This is a genomic window from Psychrobacter sp. TWR1-1-1 (assembly GCF_049895865.1).
Lineage (GTDB): Bacteria > Pseudomonadota > Gammaproteobacteria > Pseudomonadales > Moraxellaceae > Psychrobacter > Psychrobacter immobilis_A.
The window spans coordinates 44,183-64,592 of sequence record NZ_JAFCTE010000007.1; the positions used below are offsets into that span (position 1 = coordinate 44,183).

The window sequence follows — 20,410 nt, forward strand, 5'->3', positions numbered from 1 at the left end:
AATAGTGTCAATCCATAAGTGATAAAAATGATAAATGTGATAGAAACAGAACGTCTTTACCTCAGGCAATGGCAAGCAAGTGACTTTGCTGTTTTTGCTGAAATAAATGCTGATCCTGAAGTAATGAAATATTTCCCCAAGTTATTAACGCCTAAAGTAAGTGACATCATCGCTAGTAAATGCCAGCAGCTTATCGCTAATCAAGGCTGGGGGCTTTGGGCAGTATGTTTAAAAAATAGCACCAAAACATATGATGATTTTATCGGTTTTGTTGGCTTGAATGATACTCACGCAGATATGTCTTTTACCCTGGCTGTCGAAATTGCATGGCGACTACATAAAGATTATTGGGGACAGGGCTATGCTACAGAGGCGGCGCGTGCGGCGCTGAATTTTGCTTTTACTGAGCTGTCGCTCGATGAGGTTGTGTCATTCACAGCGGTTATCAATAAGCGCTCGCAATTGGTTATGGAGCGCCTTGGCATGATGAATACCCGAGCCAACTTCTATCATCCAGCCCTTGACCCTAACCATCGGCTGGCTGAGCATGTACTTTATAACATGACGCGGCAACAGTGGAACAATCAGTTAGCAGGCTTGTGACCACAAATCAATGCCTACACTCTGATATTAACAGGACTACTCGAAGATATTACTACCGTTATACAACACAAGATAAGGTTTGCGATATAATTTATTTTCTATTAAATGTAAAATAAGGTCGTCTTATGAATCGTACATTATGGTTAGTCATTGGCATCATTAGTATTCTTGGCGGTATCTTTGCATTTTTTAATCCTCTTAGCGCCACTTTGGCCGCTGAGCAGTTAGCAGGTTTTATCTTCCTTTTAGTGGGTGTTTTACAGTTTATTGCCTTGTTCCGAGCACATAGTACCACTGGAAAAGTGCTGGCGGCCATCGGCGGTGTACTTGGTGTATTGATTGGTATTGAATTATTACAAGATCCGTTGCAAGGCATATTGACCTTGACCATGGTAATTGCTATTTTATTTATGGCAACAGGTATAGTCAGAGTTGTTGTTGCTTTCGGTCTACGTCGGACAGTGGCTTTTGTCCCAATATTACTCTCAGGTCTGCTCTCGATTATATTGGCTATCATGATATTTACCAGTTATCCGCAGTCAGCGACGTATATTCTTGGCATACTGTTGGCCGTCGAGTTGATATCTAACGGCATATCATTAATTATGTATTCACGTATACAATCAATTGTGGTGCGCAATATATAAGTTTAGTTATATAGTCAGAGCATTTTTAAACCGCTACGGTGTTACCCGCTCTAGATGTACTCAGTGTACTATCTGCGGTCGGTCGCCTTGTAGCGATTCTAAAATTCCTTGACTATAGCAACAAACAAAAAAGACGCTATTTAAAGCGTCTTTTTTTTATTTCATAATTTATTTGAATATCACATCTTAACCATGCGTAAAGGCTAAGTGCAATTTGTAGTACTTTATCCTTGTATACAAATCGTATTAAATCGGCTACAGCAGAAGATGAAAGAAAAAAATATATTGAAAGTAAAGCAGATGTGAGAGATTGAAAGAAGTGCGCTTGGTTTGATATAAGCGCACTGGTCAGTATGGCAGCGTGTCATACTGATATTTAATGGTATATCAAGCGGTTTGGTTGATTTAGCTAAGAAATCTTAATCCAGATGTTTTCAATGCCCATACCATCTCAACAAAGGCGCGGCTATTAGTCAAAGGCTCGCCATCGATGATGAGGGCGTAACCTGAACCATCAATCCATAAGAACACAAAACTGGTCTCAGGAATCAGTAAGTCGACTTGTTGAAAAAACGAGATGGCTTGGCTTTCGACTGCCCAGCCGCGTTGTTTTTGGCGTATCATAAAACCTGAAAAATCAGCAGCTGCAACACTGAGCATATCTGCTTCTTCTTGGCTGTAACCGATTCTTGCTAGGCAAAATCCTTCATCAGAACCAATAGCAGCACGGCGTTTGCCTGACAAGCTGGCAACCACATATGGCAAAAACTGATCCAATGGCAGATTGGGTGCAGGTAAGAGCAAAGATAGCTTTTCAATCCAGCCGTATTCTATAAAACTCTGTAGCCATTCATCAGAATAACGCTCGAGCCAATCAGCGGCGAGCAATGTCTGCTCATAGGATAGTAAGTCTTGTAATGACAGCTGTTCATCAGTGGGCTCACTTTGTGAAAATGCCTCAAAAATACCGGCTGGAGTGAGAGTTAGATACGTTTTATCGGCATTTAAGTAAGAGGACATAGCGGCTACCATTGTGATGAAAGTGTTGAATCGGCGATAAATTAAGTCTTGATGGTCTGATCAAGGTGTTGCTGACAGTTGTTCCAGCGCTCATCGAACTGCCAGTCGCTTTTACCTAAGCGAAACCATACTAGCGAGAAGGCAAGTCGATCATTGCGAGCGATACAGTGAGCAAAGAACTCGTTTTCGATTTGCTCAATCGTGCCCCAATCCTTATCCTCACGCGCCTGCATGAGCTCAGTAGTGATGTTTTTAGCAATTTCTTTGGCATCGTCGCTACTGATAAGCAATCGCTGATCCTGCTCATTGAGAGACGGTGATATAAGAACACTCCAGCGGGTCGCCAGCATACTATTGCGTTGAATATATCTTTTCTTACTAATACAATCGCGAAACCCTTGCTGGACATGAGGATACAGCCGATCTTTAATACGCGTAAACAGATTGTTTACATCGTAAGGAATATCATACCAGCAGCCATAAAAGAAGTCGGCGACAGCACCTTGCAGCGGCTCCTTTTCAGTTAAAAGTAAGGCAGCATTGATACGTTGTTCATGAAAATGACGGTTATTGGGAGCCAAAAAAACTTTACGCGAGTATAAACGAAATACTCGGCGCGCCTCCATCTCATTTTCTTTGATAAGGTCTAAATCAGACATAATAGTGTCCTTTAAGTCATAGAGTCTATTGTATGACTAACAGTGTATGGCCAATATCTTGTGGTCAAAATGATACAGCCACTATGGTGCGACAATAGGCTATGACTTCACTAAGCAAAAAGATGCAACGTACCAATTAATCACTAATCAAGTAAGGTCTGCATCAAATCTATCATAAATTCAGCATCTTCTTCATCCATGGCTTCAAAACCTTGAGGCATGCCAAGTTCAGCCAAGGCTTCTTTACCATCGTCATCATTATGCAAATTCAGAATCGCATTCATGAATATTTCGGTATCAGGAAAGTCATCTTTAATTAGTAATACATGACTGATATCTGCCAAATCACTTTCGATCAACACCGACAGCTGAGTTTTGGTCAGGCGTGAAAAGCTATGAAAAATCTCTGCCAAGAAGAAAGCTGCTTGAGCATCACCTTTGATGACTTTACGGGCAGCTGCCTGATAAGTCTCAGTGATATCCCAGTTGAGATCAGACTCTTCTATATCCACAGCTTCTAGTAAGCGTAAACCAATCAGCTTAACATCACGGTTGTCAGCCATTGCTATGGTTGCACCAGATTTAATGTCCTCTAAGTGCTTGATATCACTGTTTACCGCTGCAGCAATGACCATCTCATCTGATTTGCCAATAGGACGCGCAACGGCACGATAGCCTTGCTCACGGATCAATGTAGCTGCATCAAAAGGATTGGCATAAATGACCTGAATGTCGCCTGTCTCAATGATCTGCTCTTGCTCAGCATGTGAGGCAGGTATGTTTAGGTGCATATTTAGGTTGGCACGTTTTTGGATTAATGTATTAAACATATGCCAGCCTGCAAAACGCTCAGGCGAAAAATCAGGGGCGATTAACATATTGTGTGTCGTCATGATTTAGCCTTCCTCATTTTGATTCATTTGAGCATACTGAGCCGTCGCAGCTTCGATTTTGCTACGTGATGGTTTACGGCGTACCGAGGTATAACCCACTGTTTCGCCGCGACGAATGTTCGGCACAACGGTCGCATAGACCCAGTAATGACTACCATCTTTGCATAAGTTCTTAACATAGCCATGCCATTTTTGCCCTGCCTCTGCGGTATCCCACAAATCTTTATAAGCGGCCTTTGGCATATCAGGGTGGCGCAAAATAGATTGTGGCTGACCAATCAGCTCATCAACGCTGTAGCCACTAATTTCAACAAAAGCATCGTTGACGTGAGTCAGTACACCGTTCAAATCGGTGCGCGATACAATCAGCTTACCATCAGGATAAGGGCGTTCAATACCAGTATCATAGACAGTCCGCGATGTACCATCATAGTAAGTCAGAGTAATCTGCTCAGCGGGCATATCAGGCTTGTGTGCATCAGGGATTGGAGAACCCATCGTAATCTCCTTCATTTATCGTTATATTTATAATGATTAAAAAGCCAATCTGGCGTGGTACTTGTCGATGAACATTATTGTATTTTAGCTTATGTGTTGCCTTTTAGCTCAGTAGTAGACCCAATATCTATTAGGCGATTATCTCATACAAATAATGTGCAACCTCTTAAATAATTTTTATGAGACAGTCACTCAATTTTGATTTAAAGTGATATTTATCAGTCAAGTTCTACGTTATATGACGCTAAATAATACAATAATGTGCTATCGACAAAAATCCAAATTCACCAATTAGATAAGTTTTGCAAGGGCTTCTGAGGCACGCTTTATATCTAAGAATATCAAACCAAGTTTCGCATTTGGTTTTGCCATAATGGTAAGTACAGCTTCATCTCCAGATGAGGTCATAATTACGTAGCCTTTTTCACCTTGAATCATAATACGATCGATACCACCACGTGCTAGCTCACGACCTGCGCGGTCACCCAATGACAATAAAGCGGCTGACATAGCGCCGACACGGTCTTCGTCAACGCCCGTTGGTAATGCTGATGCAATCATAAGACCATCGTTAGAAATAAGAGCAGATGCTTCAACATCGGCTGATGAGCTGTTTAGGTCTTCCAAAATTTGCTGGAATGAATCTGTACGCATATCGCTTTCTCTGTGACGGGTTATTCAATGGATAAAATAACGGTTAGTAATGTTAGAAAATAAATGTCGACTAAGCCAGTTATTATAAACCCTTGTTACCAATATTGATATACATAGAAGCAGGTGAAAAGCCAGATTTTGGAGCTTTTATACCGTTTAATACTCATTATTGACCTTTTATCTCCAAAATAGAGGGCATTCTATAGATATTTATTGAGATTAGAGGTGCTCGGACATCAGAAAAAAAGACGTTTTAGTAATGCATGTCTATTCTTACCACAATTAATTGTATCTATAGGCTAATAAACCGATTTTTCGAGGTTTCATGAAAACGTGCACTTTAGACTATACCCATAAAATCACTTATAACTTTTCATGATGGCGATATTTACTAGACTTATACGCCTCAAAAATGATATATAGTTATGAGATAAAAAATGTTCTTGTCTCTGAATTTGGTCTCTCAGCATAAGTTCAGTTAGCTTTTTTAATCCCATTTGTCTCTACATAATTCAGCGTGTAGAGGTAATTTCAGTTTTACATCAGTGTCCACAATCCCCTCGTTTGCTATCAATACGACGTGACATCGGTGTAAATAACCACGAACACCATTTTTACCCTAAGGAAAAGATATGAGTATCAGTCAGGCCATCGAAAAAGTTGAAGCACGTTATGCCCATCAACCTGAATTCGTTCAAGCGGTAAAAGAAGTTGCAATCACGATTGCCCCGCTATACAACGCCCATCCAGAGTATGATACTTTTAAAATATTTGAACGCCTTGTTGAGCCTGACCGTATTATTGCTTTTCGTATTAATTGGGAAAATGACCAAGGTGAAGTTCAAGTGAACCGCGGCTGGCGCGTCCAGTTCAGCAACGCTTTGGGACCTTATAAAGGTGGTGTGAGATTTCATCCTACTGTCAATCAATCTGTATTGAAGTTTTTAGGCTTTGAGCAAATATTCAAAAATGCATTGACTGGATTGCCAATGGGTGGCGGTAAAGGCGGCTCTGATTTTGATCCCAAGGGCAAAACAGACAGTGAAATTCGTCGTTTTTGCTACGCCTTTATGCGTGAGCTACATCACTATGTAGATAAAGACATCGACGTGCCAGCTGGTGATATTGGCGTGGGTGGACGTGAAGTTAGCTATATGTTTGCTATGTATAAGAACCTAACACACGAATATGGTGGCGTTTTGACTGGTAAAGGCGTTGGTTTTGGTGGTAGTTTGATGCGTACTGAGGCGACAGGCTATGGTGCTGTGTATTTCTTAGAGAACATGCTTGCTAAGCAGAATGATGATATTAAAGGTAAAAGAGTGCTGGTTTCGGGTGCTGGTAACGTCTCATTACATGCTGCTGAAAAAGCCCATATGCTGGGCGGCATCGTCGTCACCGTCTCAGACTCACAAGGGACTTTGTATGATGAAGCGGGTCTGAATCAAGAAAAAATTGATTGGCTTAAAGCGCAAAAAGCAAAAAGCAAACCGTTGGCTGAGTACGTTGAGGTGTATGGTGGTGAATGGCTTGCGAAGCAAAAGCCATGGCAATTTAAAGGTGATATCGCGATTCCATCAGCGACGCAAAACGAAGTCAATGAAGAAGATGCCAAGCTCATGGTTGAAAATGGCATTACATACGTTGTCGAAGGTGCCAACATGCCATTGACTGCCGAAGCCATCGATTATATTCGTTTGCACCGTGTACATTATGCCCCAGGTAAGGCGGCCAATGCAGGCGGTGTGGCAGTTTCTGCGCTTGAGATGTCACAAAACTCAGTACGTCAGTATAAGAGCTTTGAGCAAATAGACTTGCGCCTCAAAAACATCATGAGAAACATTCATGACAGTGCAGCCAAAGCTTCAGAACAGTATGGTCAAACAGATAATGGCTATATCAACTATATGGCCGGTGCAAATATCGTTGGTTTCAAACGGGTTGCCGATGCGTTGGTCGCTTATGGTATTTTAAACTAAGCACTTTTATCATAGTTACTTATTGATGAATAGGTATTTGCTTAATAGGTATCTACTTAATAATTATCGACTAACCATAAGTATTTAGTACTTTTACTTGATATTACTATTTTTTGAATGACCCATGACATGCAATGTCAAAGCATTCTCTACAAAGTGATACGATTGTCGTATTGATAATACGCATTTCTTGAAAGATAATTAATGCAGAACAGTCAATAAAAATAATTTTGTGGAGACCGTTATGAGTAAAATTTTTAAGTCATTTTCCCTAAAGACCTTAGGTACTCGTGCTGCAGTCGTAATGGGCACGGCTATTTTAAGTACAACAATCTATGCATCTGCACATCAGCCATTAGCAAGTGAGGTGCAAGCCGCTAAAGCCAGTAAAATAAGCTTACAACAAGCCATTGCTATTGCTGCCAAAAAGTCATCCGGTCTATTAATGAGCGCCAGCTTTGACCACGATGATGATAAAGTGCAAGGTGGTCTGTATGAGATGGAATTTATCACAAGCAGCCGAAGCTATGAAATCAAAGTCGATGCCATGACTGGTAAAGTTATCAGCACGGATGTAGATCGATTAGACAATGATGATATGGCAGACTATAAGGCGCTAAAACAAGCGAAGATTGATGCTAAACAGGCAATAAAAATTGCTGAAAAGCAAAGTGGTGGCCGTGTTATAGAGGTTGAATTTAAAAATGACCGAGATTATAGTGATCACGCGACCTATTATGAGACTGATATCCTCAAAGGTAATAGTATCGTTTGGTTGAATGTCGATGCCAATACTGGCAGCGTATTTAAAAATAAATTTAAGAAATAACGTAGATAGATATTGCTAGTATTCGTTTTCCTTGTTACTCAGATTTTTGGAAGTGGAATAGGATAACAACTTGTTGATACTTGCAGATTAAACAAGCCTCAATCATTCAGTGATTGGGGCTTGTTTTTATGATGAGTAGTTATATGAATGTGCTATGCCATCTCGCGCCATTTGCCTTGAACCATAATACCGTGAATAGGGTTTAGTCCCATCTGATAGGCTAGATCAGCAGGACGGGTAATATCCCATAGCGTTAAATCGGCATCGCAGCCAACTTCTATTTTACCTTTTTTGGCTAGACCTAAGGCCTTTGCCGCATGAACCGTTGCCCCTGCTAATACTTCTTCAGGGGTTAGATAAAATAGTGTACAGCCCATATTCATCGCAAGCAATAATGAGGTAAGCGGTGAAGTGCCAGGATTACAATCAGTAGAAACTGCCATAGGTACTTGGTGTCTGCGTAATGCCTCAATGGGTGGCAACTTGGTATCCCGCAGGGTATAAAATGCACCGGGCAACAGAACTGCAACCGTATTGCTTGCTGCCATTTTTTTGATGTCATCTTCTGATAAATGCTCCAAATGGTCGCTTGATAGCCCCTTATATTCAGCAACCAAGGCACTACCACCTATGTCAGATAATTGCTCAGAGTGCAGTTTAACTGGTATATTTAATGAGCGCGCGACTTCAAAAACCCGTCTGATTTGCTCAGTGCTAAAGGCAATATTTTCACAAAAGCCGTCGACCGCATCGACCAAGCCCTCTGAATGCAAGATTGGTAGCCACTCGCACACTTGCTCGATATAGTCATCCGAGCGGTCCTGCATGTGAGATTTGTATTCAGGTGGCAAGGCATGCGCCGCTAGATAAGTGGTGCTCACATGGATATTGTGTTTGTCACTAAGTTGGCGAGCAACCGTGAGCATTTTGCGTTCAGTATCTAAATCTAAGCCGTAGCCCGATTTGATTTCGATACTGGTGACGCCTTCTTTCATGAGTGCTATTAAGCGTTTCTCACTTTGTGCAAATAACGATTCAATACTAGCGGCGCGGGTGGCACTAACCGTCGCAACGATACCGCCGCCTTGTGCAGCAATGTCTTGATAACTAGCGCCTTGCAAACGTGCCTCAAACTCGTTACTGCGATTGCCACCATAGACGATATGAGTGTGACAGTCGATAAGTCCAGGAGTTATCCATTTACCATCTACGTCTGTGATTTGGTGGTCTTGATAGTGAGTCAGATGAGCAGTGATTTGATTGTGCTCACCAATCCAAGCAATGCTGCTATTTTTAATACCGATAGCAGCATTGTTTAATTGACCATATGGGATGCTATTTGTATGTTCATCTGTATACATGCCAAAACCATACTGCACTGAAAAAGTCGCAAGATTGGCATTGATAAAAACATGATCAAATGATGCCATGCTAGCATCGTTGAGCGTGATCTCTGTCGTATTATTGGAATCATCCATAATATTCTCCTGATTATTTTGCAGGCAGTGATTTTTGTTAGTAAGACTTAGACGACCAGTAAATGCTGTTCTACCATAATGGCCAGCAATCTAGCCGCGACCTTGCAGCTGCACCCATCAATATCAAAGGTGGGATTAATCTCGGCAATGTCTACCATTTTTACTTTACCAGTAGCCATAATGGTTTTTACCATACGCTCAACGAAACCCAGCTCAATACCATAAGCCGCTGGGGCACTCACACCGGGCACAACACTGGCAGGCAAGCAGTCCATATCGATGGTCAGATAAATCACATCGACCTGATTGATAAAGCTGATAACCTGATCGGCAAGTGTCTGCCAAGGCTGATAGTGGCAGTCTTCATCACTGATGATATGCACGCCCAATTGCTCAGCACGATCAAACAGCGCCGCCGTGTTAGAAAACCGACTGACACCAATACAGCAATAATGGAAAGGCTGACCATGTGCGTCAAGATGCTCGGCAATTTGACGAAACGGTGTACCAGAAGTCGCTACATCAGATTGACGAATATCAAGATGCGCATCAAAATTAATGATGCCGATGGTAGGTGTGGCATTTGCTTCGCTTTTATTTTCTAATGCCTGCCATAGTCCCAAAAAACTACCATAGGCGATGGCATGACCACCACCAAGACCAATGGGCAAGCCGCCTTTTTCAACAATAGCACTCACCTTATCCGCATATTCGAGCTGAGCTTGCTCAAGAGTGTGCGCAGCAAAGTCATCATCGTCGTGACAATAGATATCGCCTGCATCACCTAGCAATGTTGCCAATTGGTTATCATAGCGTGTCTGCAACGACGCAATCACTGGCAGCGTCGCAAACGCTCGGCGAATCAGCGGCGGGGCAGCTCGTGCACCCACGCGGCCTTGATTGCGCCTAACTCCTTGATCACATGCAAAGCCAATTAGCCCAATATTTTGATCCTCGTAAGGCTTTGCAAGCTGATACCAGTAGCGGGCGCGCGCAGTCTCAAATGGCTCTGCACGACCTGTCCACTGCGTCATGTCAGCCGCTGTATGACTCACGGTTGTGCTAGTTGTCGTCATAGCCATCGCTCATTTCCTTTAATTATCTAACGCTTATTTAGACTCATACCAGTCGCTGCGTAGTGACTGCCAGTGCTCAGCAAGTGTACCGTCTAATACCAACTGCTTGGCCGCTTCGATATCAGGGGCTAGGTAGCGATCTTTGTCATAGAAAGTCACTTGCGCACGCAGTTTCTGATGTGCCACTGTCAACGGCTCTGATGTCTCTAATCCGCGATGGAAATCTATCCCTTGACCGGCAGCCAACAGCTCAATACCGATGATAGTGGCCGTGTTTTGCGCCATCTCGTATAAGCGGCGTGCGCAATAGGTCGCCATGGAGACATGATCTTCTTGGTTGGCAGAGGTTGGGATGCTGTCAACGCTACCCGGATGGGCGATAGATTTGTTTTCTGAAGCCAGTGCCGCTGCTGTCACATGGGCGATCATAAAGCCTGAGTTGACCCCAGCGTTATCAACCAAGAATGGCGGCAGACCACCTGACAGCGTCGCATCGATAAGTAAGGCCACACGGCGCTCAGACATAGAACCAATCTCGGCAATTGCCAAGGCTAAAATATCAGCGGCAAAAGCGACTGGCTCAGCATGGAAGTTACCACCTGATATAGCCACTGGGCCATCTTCGTTATTAAAAATTAGCGGATTGTCAGTGACGGCATTGGATTCGATTAGTAGCGTTTTACCTGCTTGATTGATGATATCAAGACAGGCACCCATGACTTGCGGCTGACAACGCAAGCAGTAAGGGTCTTGAACTCGATCATCTTGCTCACCGTCATGCGAGGCGCGAATGGCACTGCCTTTGATTAATTGACGGTGCGCTTTGGCGATTTCAATTTGACCATGATGCCCACGTACTTCGTGAATACGCGCATCAAATGGTGAGTCCGATCCTTTGGCCGCATCAATTGACAGGGAGCCAACGATAGTTGCTGTCTCCAGCAAATCACGCGCTAAGAAATAACCCCGTAATGCCAATGCGGTTGAGACTTGCGTGCCATTGATAAGCGCAAGGCCTTCTTTGGCTGCTAGGGTAATTGGCTCAAGTCCATGCTGTGCTAGCGCGTCTGCTGCAGGCACTTTTTTGCCAGCGACAAACACGTCACCTTCACCCATCATTGCAAGCGTCATGTGTGATAAAGGCGCTAAATCACCAGAAGCACCAACAGACCCTTTTGCCGGAATATTTGGCGTGATTTGATTATTGATTAAGGCAAGTAAGCTGTCCACTACCTCGCGGCGTACGCCTGATACACCTTGTGCTAGGCTGGCCACTTTCATCACCATAATCAGTCGTACCACGCCAGCAGGAAGTGCTTCACCAGTACCTACTGAGTGAGAAACAATCAAGTTGCGCTGAAGTAGCTCAAGCTGATCATCACTGATACGGGTCTTTGCTAACAGGCCAAAACCAGTATTGATGCCATAAGCGCTTTTGTCTCGGGCAATAATCGTACGCACATCTTCATGTGAGGTATCGATGGCCTTATAAGCACTCTCAGGTAATGTCAATATGACAGGCTGCTCATAGATATCACGTAGCATCTTAAAGCTAAGCTGGCGAGGGTGTAGGGTTAATTGTTTGATATCGTTCATAGGGTGATCCTAGTATTGTAAGACATATGGGTTATATTATTTTTGATTCATGTCTTTGTTGAAATGACGTTTTTTAAATGTTTTTAGTTAACGTAATACCTGTTATTAAATTTGTTTCTTTAGCCAATCCAGTTGAAGTACATGGCTAGATGTCCGAATGCCGCAGCTAATAAAATACTGAATACCACACGCTCAAACCAGATAATGACCATTTTGCCGACAGATAATGGTATTTCAGTGGCAAGCACACAAGGAATCATGGCAGAGAAAAACAACACGCTGCTAATAGAGATGACCCCTGCAACATAGCGAGTCAGTATATCAGCCTCACTGAGGAGCAGTGCTGGCAAGAACATTTCAGCCAATCCCGCTGACATACCTTTGGCGGCAACCAAAGGCTCTGGTAAGCCGCTAAGCCATGTGAATGGATAAAGAAGCAAGCCTAAAGCATCGAATACAGGCGTATACTTTGCTAATATCAATCCTGTCAAGCCAACCGCGATGATAGAAGGCACAATCGCCGCTGCCATCGTCAGCCCATCGCGAAAGTTAGACCATAAGATTTGTTTTAGGTCAGTGGCACGGCGTGAAGTGGACAAACCCAAATCAAATGCTGCCGCCAGACGTGTACCACGTTTATGGTCTAAAGCGGGACGTTCAACGCTATCATCAACAAGGCTAATGGGTGGAATACGAGCAGTAATCGCAGTGACGATAAAGGTAATCACTAGCGTAGACCAAAAGAACAGATTCCAAAACTCCATCAGACCAAGCGTTTTGGCAACAATCACCATAAATGCCGCTGATACGGTCGAAAATCCAGTCGCAATGATAATGGCTTCGCGCGCTGAATATTGCTTTTGCAAGTAGACACGATTAGTAATGAGCAGCCCGATAGAGTAGCTACCAACAAAGGATGCGACCGCATCAATCGCTGATGAACCTGGGGTTTTCCAGATAGGTTTCATGATCGGCTGCATGAGCACACCGACCATCTCGAGCAAACCAAAACCCACCAAAAATGCTAAAATTAATGCCCCAAGCGGTACAATCATACCGACTGGTAATGCCAGTTTTTCAAACAAAAACGGCAGCATGTCGGCTTCCATCATAAAGGCAGGCGCTACGTCAGCAACATACATCACTGCCAGTATCAGACCAATGATTTTAAAAGCAGTCATAATCATGTAGGTGATGTTTTTACGCCATGAGCCGTCTATAAATGGCTTGCTTACCCCAAAGATCATCAATAAAAATAATAACGTCACAGACAATGTATGCTGCTGATTGACCAGATAAGTTGCCCCATGATCGAACAAAATCGTGCTTTTCTCACCAATGGTAAATGGCACAAAAAACATGACCAAACCGATAGCACTAAAGACTATCAACTGCAGTAACGCTATAGATTTAGACAGTAGTGCTTCAGTTGGTGTCGCTGCTGCATCCTTGAGATTTAGTGTCGTATTTTGCTCAATCATATTATCCTCCTTGATAAAATGTCGATGATATCCTTATGTCAAGTAATCACTTATAAGGATAAAGGGTATGCTACTTAACCATCGGCAGATTTAGACCATAGTCTTTAGCTGTTTTGATCGCTAGCTCATAACCTGCATCCGCATGACGCATAACGCCTGAACCGCAATCGTTGACCAGCACTCGTGCCAAGCGTTTGGCTGCAGCATCAGTACCGTCTGCGACGATGACCATGCCTGAGTGCTGCGAGTAGCCCATGCCCACGCCGCCGCCATGATGCAGCGATACCCAAGTTGCGCCGCCTGCGACATTGAGCATACCATTCAATAATGCCCAATCAGATACCGCATCTGAACCATCTTTCATGCTTTCTGTTTCACGATTAGGGCTAGCCACTGAGCCTGTGTCTAAGTGATCACGGCCAATAACGATAGGGCCTTTTAGCTCGCCGTTTTTGACCATCTCATTGAATGCGAGCCCTGCTTTGTCACGTTCACCCAATCCTAACCAGCAGATACGGGCAGGCAAACCCTGAAACTGAATGCGCTCTTTTGCCATATCTAACCAGCGATGGATATGTTGGTTTTCAGGGAACAGCTCTTTAATTTTTTGATCGGTTTTGTAGATGTCTTCTGGATCGCCTGATAATGCTACCCAGCGAAATGGGCCTTTACCTTGGCAAAACAGCGGACGAATATATGCAGGGACAAAACCTGGGAAATTAAAGGCATCTTTAACGCCTTCATCAAAAGCCACCTGACGGATATTATTACCATAATCGGTCGTTGGAATGTCCATTGCCTGCAAGTCTAGCATCGCCTGTACGTGTACGGCACAAGACTGAGCGGCAGCTTTGGTTAATGCTGCATGTTGCTCTGAATCTTCTTGGGCAGCTTTCCATGCTTCCACTGTCCAGCCACTTGGTAGATAGCCATTGATCAAGTCATGCGCTGAGGTTTGATCAGTGACCAAATCAGGCTTCATACCGCCAGCATTGGCGCGCTTGACCATCTCTGGCAATATATCTGCGGCATTACCAAGTAGGGCGATAGAGACCGCTTCACCTGCGTCGGTATGCTGTTTGATGAGCTCATAAGCATGGTCTAAGTCATCGGCTTGCTTATCGACATAACCAGTACGCAAGCGGAAATCGATACTAGATTGCTGACACTCGATGTTCAGTGAGGTTGCACCTGCAAAAGTCGCGGCTAATGGCTGCGCACCGCCCATGCCGCCAAGACCCGCGGTCAAAATCCAACGTCCCGCCCAGCTACCGTCATAATGCTGACGACCTGCTTCTACAAAGGTCTCATATGTACCTTGCACGATGCCTTGCGTGCCAATATAGATCCAGCTACCAGCTGTCATTTGACCATACATCATCAAGTCTTTGCGATCGAGCTCGTTAAAGTGCTCCCACGTCGCCCAGCGCGGCACAAGGTTAGAGTTTGCAATCAATACACGCGGGGCATTTTCGTGCGTTTGAAACACGCCAACTGGTTTGCCAGATTGCACCAATAAGGTTTCATCGTCTTCCAATTCTTTTAATGACGCTAGGATTTGATCGTAGCTTTCCCAATTGCGGGCTGCGCGTCCGATACCACCATAGACGACTAGGCTTTTTGGGTTTTCGGCCACATCAGGATGCAAATTGTTTTGCAGCATGCGATAAGGTGCTTCGGTCAGCCAGCTTTTGCAATGTAATGTGCTGCCCGTGGGCGCAGCGATTTCGCGGCTCTCATCACGGCGAGTCAGCTTAGTCTCTTTATTGGTTCCATGGTCAGTAGTCATTATCATATCCTTGTGATATCTGTTAAAACGATAAAGTAATCAAAGTAAGTGTTTTACAGTCAGTATATAAATTCAGCGAAACATCGATTAGATGACGCAGATTTTTTAGCACTGTCGTAAAGTTGTATATACAAATTATCAAAGATACTTTTTTCATGCAAGCAATTTTTTATAAATGACTCAATTATTTTTGTGAGGATTTTGGTAGATAGATAAATGTCACAGTGTTTTGCCAAGGTTCATGACGTTATCTCGTGATATTATGGCGCTACTATTATTGGTAAAACTAACGGTTAAACACGGACATGACAAAGACGATTCCGGCATATCAGCGCATAAAAAACGCCATATTAGACAATATTCACTCGGGTAAATGGCAAGCGGGCAATGCAATTTCTACAGAAATGGCGTTGGCAAAAGAGTTTGGCGTATCGCGTATGACGGTCAATCGCGCCCTAAAAGAGCTGAGCGAAGAGCGAGTGCTAGAGCGCCGGCAAGGGTCGGGGACGTTTGTCGCCCAGCAGCAGTTCAATCACACTTTTGTAGAAGTGCGCAATATCGCGCAGGATTTAAAATCTGCTAATCGTGATTATCAGGCGCAAGTGGTGAGTAAACGCATACTTACAGCTGCGATGTTAGACGATGAATTACGGCGTAAATTTGATATTGATGAAGTAGCTGTGTCTTCTAATACAAGCGCTAACACAAACGCTGATACAACCGTGATGGATGACAGTACTGGCGCAGATAGTAGTAGCGACGTTGCTGTTTTATACGAGGTAAAAATCATTCACTTTGCGGATGGTCAGCCCATACAGTTCGAAGAGCGCTGGGTGGATGCGCAAAAGGTGCCAGAATTTATTGAGCAGGATTTTAGTGTGGTCAACACCAGTGATTATCTCATTGCCAAAAGTCCACTAGAGCGCGGTCGCTATACCATTCGTGCACTGGCGGCACCAGATGAGATAGCTGTGCTACTGCAAATCACACCGCAGTCGCCGACATTGGTATTGCGTCGTCAGACGTATTCAGCAGGTCGAGTATTGACCTTTGTGAAGATGTGGCATGCAGGCGATCGTTATCAATTCTCCGGTGAATTATAATAGTCTTACGCATGCTCACTGTTTTTGTACGTTTATTCTTTCTGAAGTGCGCTAGTATATGAATAAATGGCTATTTAATTGGCAATAATAACGTTAATATCTGCCTAAAAAATGTCCAAAAATTCAAAGATAATATAGAAACAGTATTGAAAAATATGCTGATCATCCTCAAATCGAGCAGCCAAAGCTAAATAATGCGGCGCAAATACTTTATTATAGTATTTGCCTGTGCTGGTCTTATCCTTATTTGTTGCTATGGTTTTATTGGCACGATACCTTTTTGCATTATTCATTCACTCTTATAAGGACGTCTTATGAAACGTCGTACTCTTTTAGCACTTGCCGCCAGTACTATGCTACTTGCCGCTTGTGGTCAGTCTACTACCAATGAAGCAGAAACCAATGCGACAGACAGTGCCGCGACGGGTGGCTCTGATTTGCTGCAACGTATCAATAATGGTGGCACCATCAACGTCGGTACAGAGGGTACTTATCCGCCATTCACTTATCATGATGAGAGTGGCAAGCTAACTGGCTATGATGTCGAAGTGACACGTGCGGTTGCGGATAAACTGGGCGTAGACGTTGAATTTAAAGAGACCCAGTGGGATGCTATGCTGGCAGGTCTTGACTCAAAACGCTTCGATATGGTGGCCAATCAAGTAAGCTTGACCACGCCTGAGCGTTTGGCTAAGTATGACAAAGCCATGCCATATAGCTGGTCGGGCGCGGTTGTACTAGCATCGACTGATGACAATCGTTATAGCTCGTGGGAAGGTTTAAAAGGTCTGCGTACTGCGCAATCGCTAAGCAGCAACTATGGTGAGCTTGCAGAACGCTACGGCGCAGAAATCGTCCCTGTCGATGGTATGGCGCAAGCGATTCAACTGGTTAAGCAAGACCGTGCTGATTTTACGATGAATGACAATCTGGCAGTATTGGATTATCTCAAAAAATTCCCAGATGCAGCACTTGAGATCAAACTGACAGCGCCTGCGAGTGAGCAGACTGGTTCAGGTCTAGTACTCATCAAAGGGGATGACGCTGTGGTGGCAAAACTGAATGAAGCAATGGCCGCATTAGCAGCCGATGGGACGCTGACCAAGCTTAGCGAAGAGTTCTTTGGTGCTGATATAAGTCAACAAAAATAATGCTAGCGTCTATCACGTCAATGCTAGTTGAGTTACTGGCACTACTACCATTTATGGATCCTGCACGGGCGCAAATTGTCATCAATTCATTTTGGCCAATGCTTAAAGGCGGTATTTATTATTCGATACCGCTGGCGTTGATCTCATTTGCGATTGGTATGGCTATTGCGCTGACAGTAGCGCTGATTCGTATCGTACCGCGTGCTGGCTGGTTCCATGAAATCATATACAGACTTGCGCGTATTTATGTGTCCGCCATTCGCGGGACACCGATGCTGGTTCAGCTATTTATTATTTTCTACGGCTTGCCAAGTATCGGAGTAAAGCTTGATCCTTTTCCCTCAGCGATTATTGCCTTTTCGCTCAATATTGGCGCGTATGCATCTGAGACGGTGCGTGCCTCTATTTTGTCCATTCCAAAAGGACAGTGGGAAGCAGGCTCGACCGTAGGCTTGACGTATCTACAAACCTTTCGCCATGTCATTTTGCCGCAAGCACTTCGGGTGTCAGTACCCCCGTTATCCAATACCTTTATTAGCCTAGTAAAAGACACGTCTTTGGCGTCATTGGTATTGGTAACCGAGCTATTTAAACAGGCGCAAATCATCACGGCACGTAACTATGAATTTATGTTGGTCTACACCGAAGCAGCGATTATTTATTGGGGTATTTGTCTGTTCTTAACCTTTATTCAAGGTAAGCTTGAAACCAGACTTGATCGCTACGTGGCGAAATAAACCCTTGATAATGGGGGCAGTATAGGATGGTAATACCGCGTCGATAAGCGTGTGTTATTAGCAAACAGATATCAGTACAACAGGAAGCTTTATGATTCAAGTCACTAATATTCACAAAGCCTTTGGTGGCAATCAAGTGCTTAAAGGCATCGACTTGACCATCGAAAAAGGCAAGGTAGTGGTGATATTAGGGCCGTCAGGGTCTGGTAAAACCACTTTTTTACGCTGCTTGAATGCGTTGGAAATTCCTGATCAAGGCATTATCGCTTTTGATGATGGCAGCTTAACGGTTGACTTCGCTACCAAGCCCAAGAAGAAAACGTTGCTGGCGTTGCAGCGTAAATCAGGCATGGTATTTCAATCTTATAACTTGTTTCCACACAAGACCGCGATTGAGAATTTAATGCTTGGGCCGACGGTAGTGCAAGGGCAAACTAAGGCGCAAGCCCGCGAACAGGCACTGGCATTACTTGATAAAGTAGGCTTATCGGATAAGGCAGATCTGTATCCGTTTCAGCTATCTGGTGGTCAGCAGCAGCGTATCGGCATTGCTCGTGCACTGGCTATCGAGCCGTCATTATTATTATTTGATGAGCCGACCTCTGCGCTCGATCCTGAATTGGTACAAGATGTATTGGGCACAATGAAGCAACTGGCATCTGAAGGCTGGACGATGGTCGTTGTGACTCATGAGATTAAATTTGCTCGTGATGTGGCGGATCATGTGGTGTTAATTGAGGATGGTCATGTGGTCGAAGAAGGTAGCGCTAAGCAGATGTTCGAAGTGTCTACGCATCCACGTACGCAGGCCTTTTTGCAGCGTATTGAACAGTAATATCATCAAGACAGTCCAAGTTATTTAGCAACTGTCTATGGCATAAATACTTACCTCTTAAGTAAAGTGTCAAGCACAATAAAGCCCCGACTATATCGATATAGTTGGGGCTTTATTCGTCTAATAGCAATGTTACCAAGGCTGTTCAAACTCCTTAAAGAGTACAGACTAAATTCTTTGTCGTCTTTTTAGCCAGCGTGGTACGCGAGTGGCAGTGCCGTTTAATATGGCATTAAATAAAGCTGCCAGTAAGATTAATACCACGCCCACATATTGAATCCAAGATAAGGATTGATGCAGTAATAGTATGGCAAGGGCAATGGCAGTCAATGGCTCAAAAATCGTAAATACTGATGCACGAGTGGCAGGTAATTTCTCTAATGCTTTCATATAAAGGGCAAAGGGCACGACGGTTCCAATCAAAGACAACCCCAAGGCATAGCCCCAAGTATGTAAAGGTAAGCTTAATAATTGCCCATAGGTTTGATAGGTTTCAGGTAATAATAGCAGTACACCAGCACTGATGATAATAGAGGTAAAAAACACCAAAGGCGCAGGGTGTGCATCGTGCATCGCGCGCTTGCCCAGTACCCCGTATAAGGAATAACAGACGCCTGCTAGCAGTCCTAATAGGATGCCCCAGTTGACTTGTGCTTGCTCACCCAACATCGTCAATCCAACACCAAATACCGCCATGAGCGCCAGTAATGCCGACTGGCGAGTGATAGATTCATCAAGCAAGAATGCCGAAAACAATAAGCTAAATACAGGCGCAGTATAAAGCAAGGCAACCGCAGGCCCAGCACCGACATAGATCACAGCAAAAAAGTAGCATACCGACATACCAAGTACGCCAATCAAAGACTGCAATGCCAGTCCAAGCCACTGCTTTCGACGAAGCTTGATAAGGTGCGGCCATAATTTCGGTAGCATGACAAGAATAAGAAAAGCCGCGGTCACGATACGTAAGATCGTAATTTGCCAGCCACTAAAGCCGATTTGATTGAGGTAGGTCGAGAATATCCCCAAGGTACCCCAGCAGACAGCCGCTGTGATAATTTGAATAGTGCCTATCCATGACTGCCGTGCTGACATTACGCTACCAGTGTTTGTCATATCGCTCTCTATTTTTATGTGATATCAAAACCCATGCCCAAACTCAAAACCTCAAACTGTCCAAGCCTTTTAGCTAATGGCATCATACAATACTGAAATAAGAAAAAGACAACCCGAGTAAGGGCTGCCTTTTGTTTATTTTTTCAATCTATCATTAAAGCGTTAATTAAGTTCGAACACAAGTCAGTTAGACATAAAATTCAATTTATTTGAGTTAGAGGTACGCTTGTTTTTAGCTTATCACCCTTTGGTGTCATATCCCCCAA

General features: G+C 43.9%; 19 protein-coding genes. 8 read left to right on the forward strand and 11 right to left on the reverse strand.

Annotation, left to right across the window (positions count from 1 at the left end; all coding sequences use genetic code 11):
* The first annotated feature begins 27 nt into the window (after nt 1-27).
* On the forward strand, nt 28-603 hold the full coding sequence (locus ACP69U_RS08495; RefSeq protein WP_426138293.1) for a GNAT family N-acetyltransferase: 576 nt from the start codon (nt 28-30) through the stop codon (nt 601-603).
* A gap of 125 nt (nt 604-728) precedes the next feature.
* The gene (locus ACP69U_RS08500; protein WP_087814292.1) at nt 729-1,250 is read left to right on the forward strand and encodes an HdeD family acid-resistance protein; all 522 of its coding nucleotides are present in this window, start codon (nt 729-731) and stop codon (nt 1,248-1,250) included.
* A 405-nt stretch (nt 1,251-1,655) separates the two neighbouring features.
* Here ACP69U_RS08500 and ACP69U_RS08505 read toward each other — a convergent pair whose 3' ends face one another.
* The 5 genes from ACP69U_RS08505 to ACP69U_RS08525 form a co-directional block, all read right to left on the reverse strand.
* Nucleotides 1,656-2,270 (reverse strand): hypothetical protein, encoded by a 615-nt coding sequence (locus ACP69U_RS08505; RefSeq protein ID WP_426138294.1) that lies wholly within the window; start codon nt 2,268-2,270, stop codon nt 1,656-1,658.
* 41 nt (nt 2,271-2,311) lie between these two features.
* Entirely contained in the window at nt 2,312-2,929 is a 618-nt protein-coding gene (locus tag ACP69U_RS08510) for a hypothetical protein (protein ID WP_426138295.1), read from the reverse strand.
* Between the two features lie 143 nt (nt 2,930-3,072).
* The gene (locus tag ACP69U_RS08515) at nt 3,073-3,822 is read right to left on the reverse strand and encodes a PhnD/SsuA/transferrin family substrate-binding protein (protein ID WP_426138296.1); all 750 of its coding nucleotides are present in this window, start codon (nt 3,820-3,822) and stop codon (nt 3,073-3,075) included.
* A gap of 3 nt (nt 3,823-3,825) precedes the next feature.
* Entirely contained in the window at nt 3,826-4,320 is a 495-nt protein-coding gene (locus tag ACP69U_RS08520) for a PAS domain-containing protein (protein ID WP_426138297.1), read from the reverse strand.
* Between the two features lie 291 nt (nt 4,321-4,611).
* Complete coding sequence (locus ACP69U_RS08525) at nt 4,612-4,974, reverse strand: roadblock/LC7 domain-containing protein (RefSeq protein WP_179797756.1); 363 nt, start codon at nt 4,972-4,974, stop codon at nt 4,612-4,614.
* A gap of 632 nt (nt 4,975-5,606) precedes the next feature.
* On the opposite strand from ACP69U_RS08525, the gene gdhA reads away from it, so the two are divergent.
* On the forward strand, nt 5,607-6,953 hold the full coding sequence (gene gdhA, locus ACP69U_RS08530) for an NADP-specific glutamate dehydrogenase (protein WP_426138298.1): 1,347 nt from the start codon (nt 5,607-5,609) through the stop codon (nt 6,951-6,953).
* A 244-nt stretch (nt 6,954-7,197) separates the two neighbouring features.
* Nucleotides 7,198-7,782 (forward strand): PepSY domain-containing protein, encoded by a 585-nt coding sequence (locus tag ACP69U_RS08535; protein WP_426138299.1) that lies wholly within the window; start codon nt 7,198-7,200, stop codon nt 7,780-7,782.
* Nucleotides 7,783-7,934: 152 nt separating this feature from the next.
* On the opposite strand, the gene hutI is transcribed toward ACP69U_RS08535, so the two are convergent.
* The 5 genes from hutI to hutU all read right to left on the reverse strand — a co-directional run bounded on the left by hutI (nt 7,935) and on the right by hutU (nt 15,202).
* Nucleotides 7,935-9,260: an imidazolonepropionase gene (gene hutI / locus ACP69U_RS08540; protein WP_426138300.1), complete on the reverse strand. Its 1,326-nt coding sequence runs from the start codon at nt 9,258-9,260 to the stop codon at nt 7,935-7,937.
* A 47-nt stretch (nt 9,261-9,307) separates the two neighbouring features.
* Complete coding sequence (hutG, locus tag ACP69U_RS08545; RefSeq protein ID WP_426138350.1) at nt 9,308-10,336, reverse strand: formimidoylglutamase; 1,029 nt, start codon at nt 10,334-10,336, stop codon at nt 9,308-9,310.
* A 33-nt stretch (nt 10,337-10,369) separates the two neighbouring features.
* Entirely contained in the window at nt 10,370-11,932 is a 1,563-nt protein-coding gene (gene hutH, locus ACP69U_RS08550) for a histidine ammonia-lyase (RefSeq protein ID WP_426138301.1), read from the reverse strand.
* Nucleotides 11,933-12,051: 119 nt separating this feature from the next.
* On the reverse strand, nt 12,052-13,413 hold the full coding sequence (locus ACP69U_RS08555; RefSeq protein ID WP_426138302.1) for a YjiH family protein: 1,362 nt from the start codon (nt 13,411-13,413) through the stop codon (nt 12,052-12,054).
* Nucleotides 13,414-13,483: 70 nt separating this feature from the next.
* A complete protein-coding gene (gene hutU / locus ACP69U_RS08560; protein ID WP_193008641.1) occupies nt 13,484-15,202 on the reverse strand; it encodes a urocanate hydratase in 1,719 nt (572 codons plus the stop codon).
* Between the two features lie 305 nt (nt 15,203-15,507).
* Here hutU and ACP69U_RS08565 point away from each other — a divergent pair, with 305 nt between their 5' ends.
* From ACP69U_RS08565 to ACP69U_RS08580, 4 genes are all read left to right on the forward strand, one after another.
* Entirely contained in the window at nt 15,508-16,305 is a 798-nt protein-coding gene (locus tag ACP69U_RS08565; RefSeq protein ID WP_426138303.1) for a UTRA domain-containing protein, read from the forward strand.
* 314 nt (nt 16,306-16,619) lie between these two features.
* Nucleotides 16,620-17,456: a transporter substrate-binding domain-containing protein gene (locus ACP69U_RS08570; RefSeq protein ID WP_426138304.1), complete on the forward strand. Its 837-nt coding sequence runs from the start codon at nt 16,620-16,622 to the stop codon at nt 17,454-17,456.
* Nucleotides 17,456-18,193, forward strand: a complete 738-nt coding sequence (locus ACP69U_RS08575) for an amino acid ABC transporter permease (protein WP_426138305.1) — start codon at nt 17,456-17,458, stop codon at nt 18,191-18,193. Before ACP69U_RS08570 ends, ACP69U_RS08575 begins: the two co-directional genes overlap by 1 nt.
* Before the next feature lie 91 nt (nt 18,194-18,284).
* Complete coding sequence (locus tag ACP69U_RS08580) at nt 18,285-19,028, forward strand: amino acid ABC transporter ATP-binding protein (RefSeq protein ID WP_060491687.1); 744 nt, start codon at nt 18,285-18,287, stop codon at nt 19,026-19,028.
* Between the two features lie 168 nt (nt 19,029-19,196).
* Here the strand turns inward: ACP69U_RS08580 and ACP69U_RS08585 are convergent, their stop codons facing one another.
* Nucleotides 19,197-20,144, reverse strand: coding sequence for a DMT family transporter (locus tag ACP69U_RS08585; RefSeq protein ID WP_426138306.1), 948 nt, complete (start codon nt 20,142-20,144; stop codon nt 19,197-19,199).
* Nucleotides 20,145-20,410: the final 266 nt, after the last annotated feature.

Coding starts and splice junctions, on each gene's coding strand:
- ACP69U_RS08495 (WP_426138293.1), top strand. CDS start 28: ATGATAAATGTGATAGAAACAGAACGTCTTTACCTCAGGCAATGGCAA.
- ACP69U_RS08580 (WP_060491687.1), top strand. CDS start 18,285: ATGATTCAAGTCACTAATATTCACAAAGCCTTTGGTGGCAATCAAGTG.
- ACP69U_RS08565 (WP_426138303.1), top strand. CDS start 15,508: ATGACAAAGACGATTCCGGCATATCAGCGCATAAAAAACGCCATATTA.
- ACP69U_RS08575 (WP_426138305.1), top strand. CDS start 17,456: ATGCTAGCGTCTATCACGTCAATGCTAGTTGAGTTACTGGCACTACTA.
- ACP69U_RS08505 (WP_426138294.1), bottom strand. CDS start 2,270: ATGTCCTCTTACTTAAATGCCGATAAAACGTATCTAACTCTCACTCCA.
- ACP69U_RS08555 (WP_426138302.1), bottom strand. CDS start 13,413: ATGATTGAGCAAAATACGACACTAAATCTCAAGGATGCAGCAGCGACA.
- ACP69U_RS08570 (WP_426138304.1), top strand. CDS start 16,620: ATGAAACGTCGTACTCTTTTAGCACTTGCCGCCAGTACTATGCTACTT.
- ACP69U_RS08500 (WP_087814292.1), top strand. CDS start 729: ATGAATCGTACATTATGGTTAGTCATTGGCATCATTAGTATTCTTGGC.
- ACP69U_RS08520 (WP_426138297.1), bottom strand. CDS start 4,320: ATGGGTTCTCCAATCCCTGATGCACACAAGCCTGATATGCCCGCTGAG.
- ACP69U_RS08515 (WP_426138296.1), bottom strand. CDS start 3,822: ATGACGACACACAATATGTTAATCGCCCCTGATTTTTCGCCTGAGCGT.
- gdhA (WP_426138298.1), top strand. CDS start 5,607: ATGAGTATCAGTCAGGCCATCGAAAAAGTTGAAGCACGTTATGCCCAT.
- ACP69U_RS08525 (WP_179797756.1), bottom strand. CDS start 4,974: ATGCGTACAGATTCATTCCAGCAAATTTTGGAAGACCTAAACAGCTCA.
- ACP69U_RS08585 (WP_426138306.1), bottom strand. CDS start 20,144: ATGACAAACACTGGTAGCGTAATGTCAGCACGGCAGTCATGGATAGGC.
- hutG (WP_426138350.1), bottom strand. CDS start 10,336: ATGACGACAACTAGCACAACCGTGAGTCATACAGCGGCTGACATGACG.
- ACP69U_RS08510 (WP_426138295.1), bottom strand. CDS start 2,929: ATGTCTGATTTAGACCTTATCAAAGAAAATGAGATGGAGGCGCGCCGA.
- hutI (WP_426138300.1), bottom strand. CDS start 9,260: ATGGATGATTCCAATAATACGACAGAGATCACGCTCAACGATGCTAGC.
- hutU (WP_193008641.1), bottom strand. CDS start 15,202: ATGACTACTGACCATGGAACCAATAAAGAGACTAAGCTGACTCGCCGT.
- hutH (WP_426138301.1), bottom strand. CDS start 11,932: ATGAACGATATCAAACAATTAACCCTACACCCTCGCCAGCTTAGCTTT.
- ACP69U_RS08535 (WP_426138299.1), top strand. CDS start 7,198: ATGAGTAAAATTTTTAAGTCATTTTCCCTAAAGACCTTAGGTACTCGT.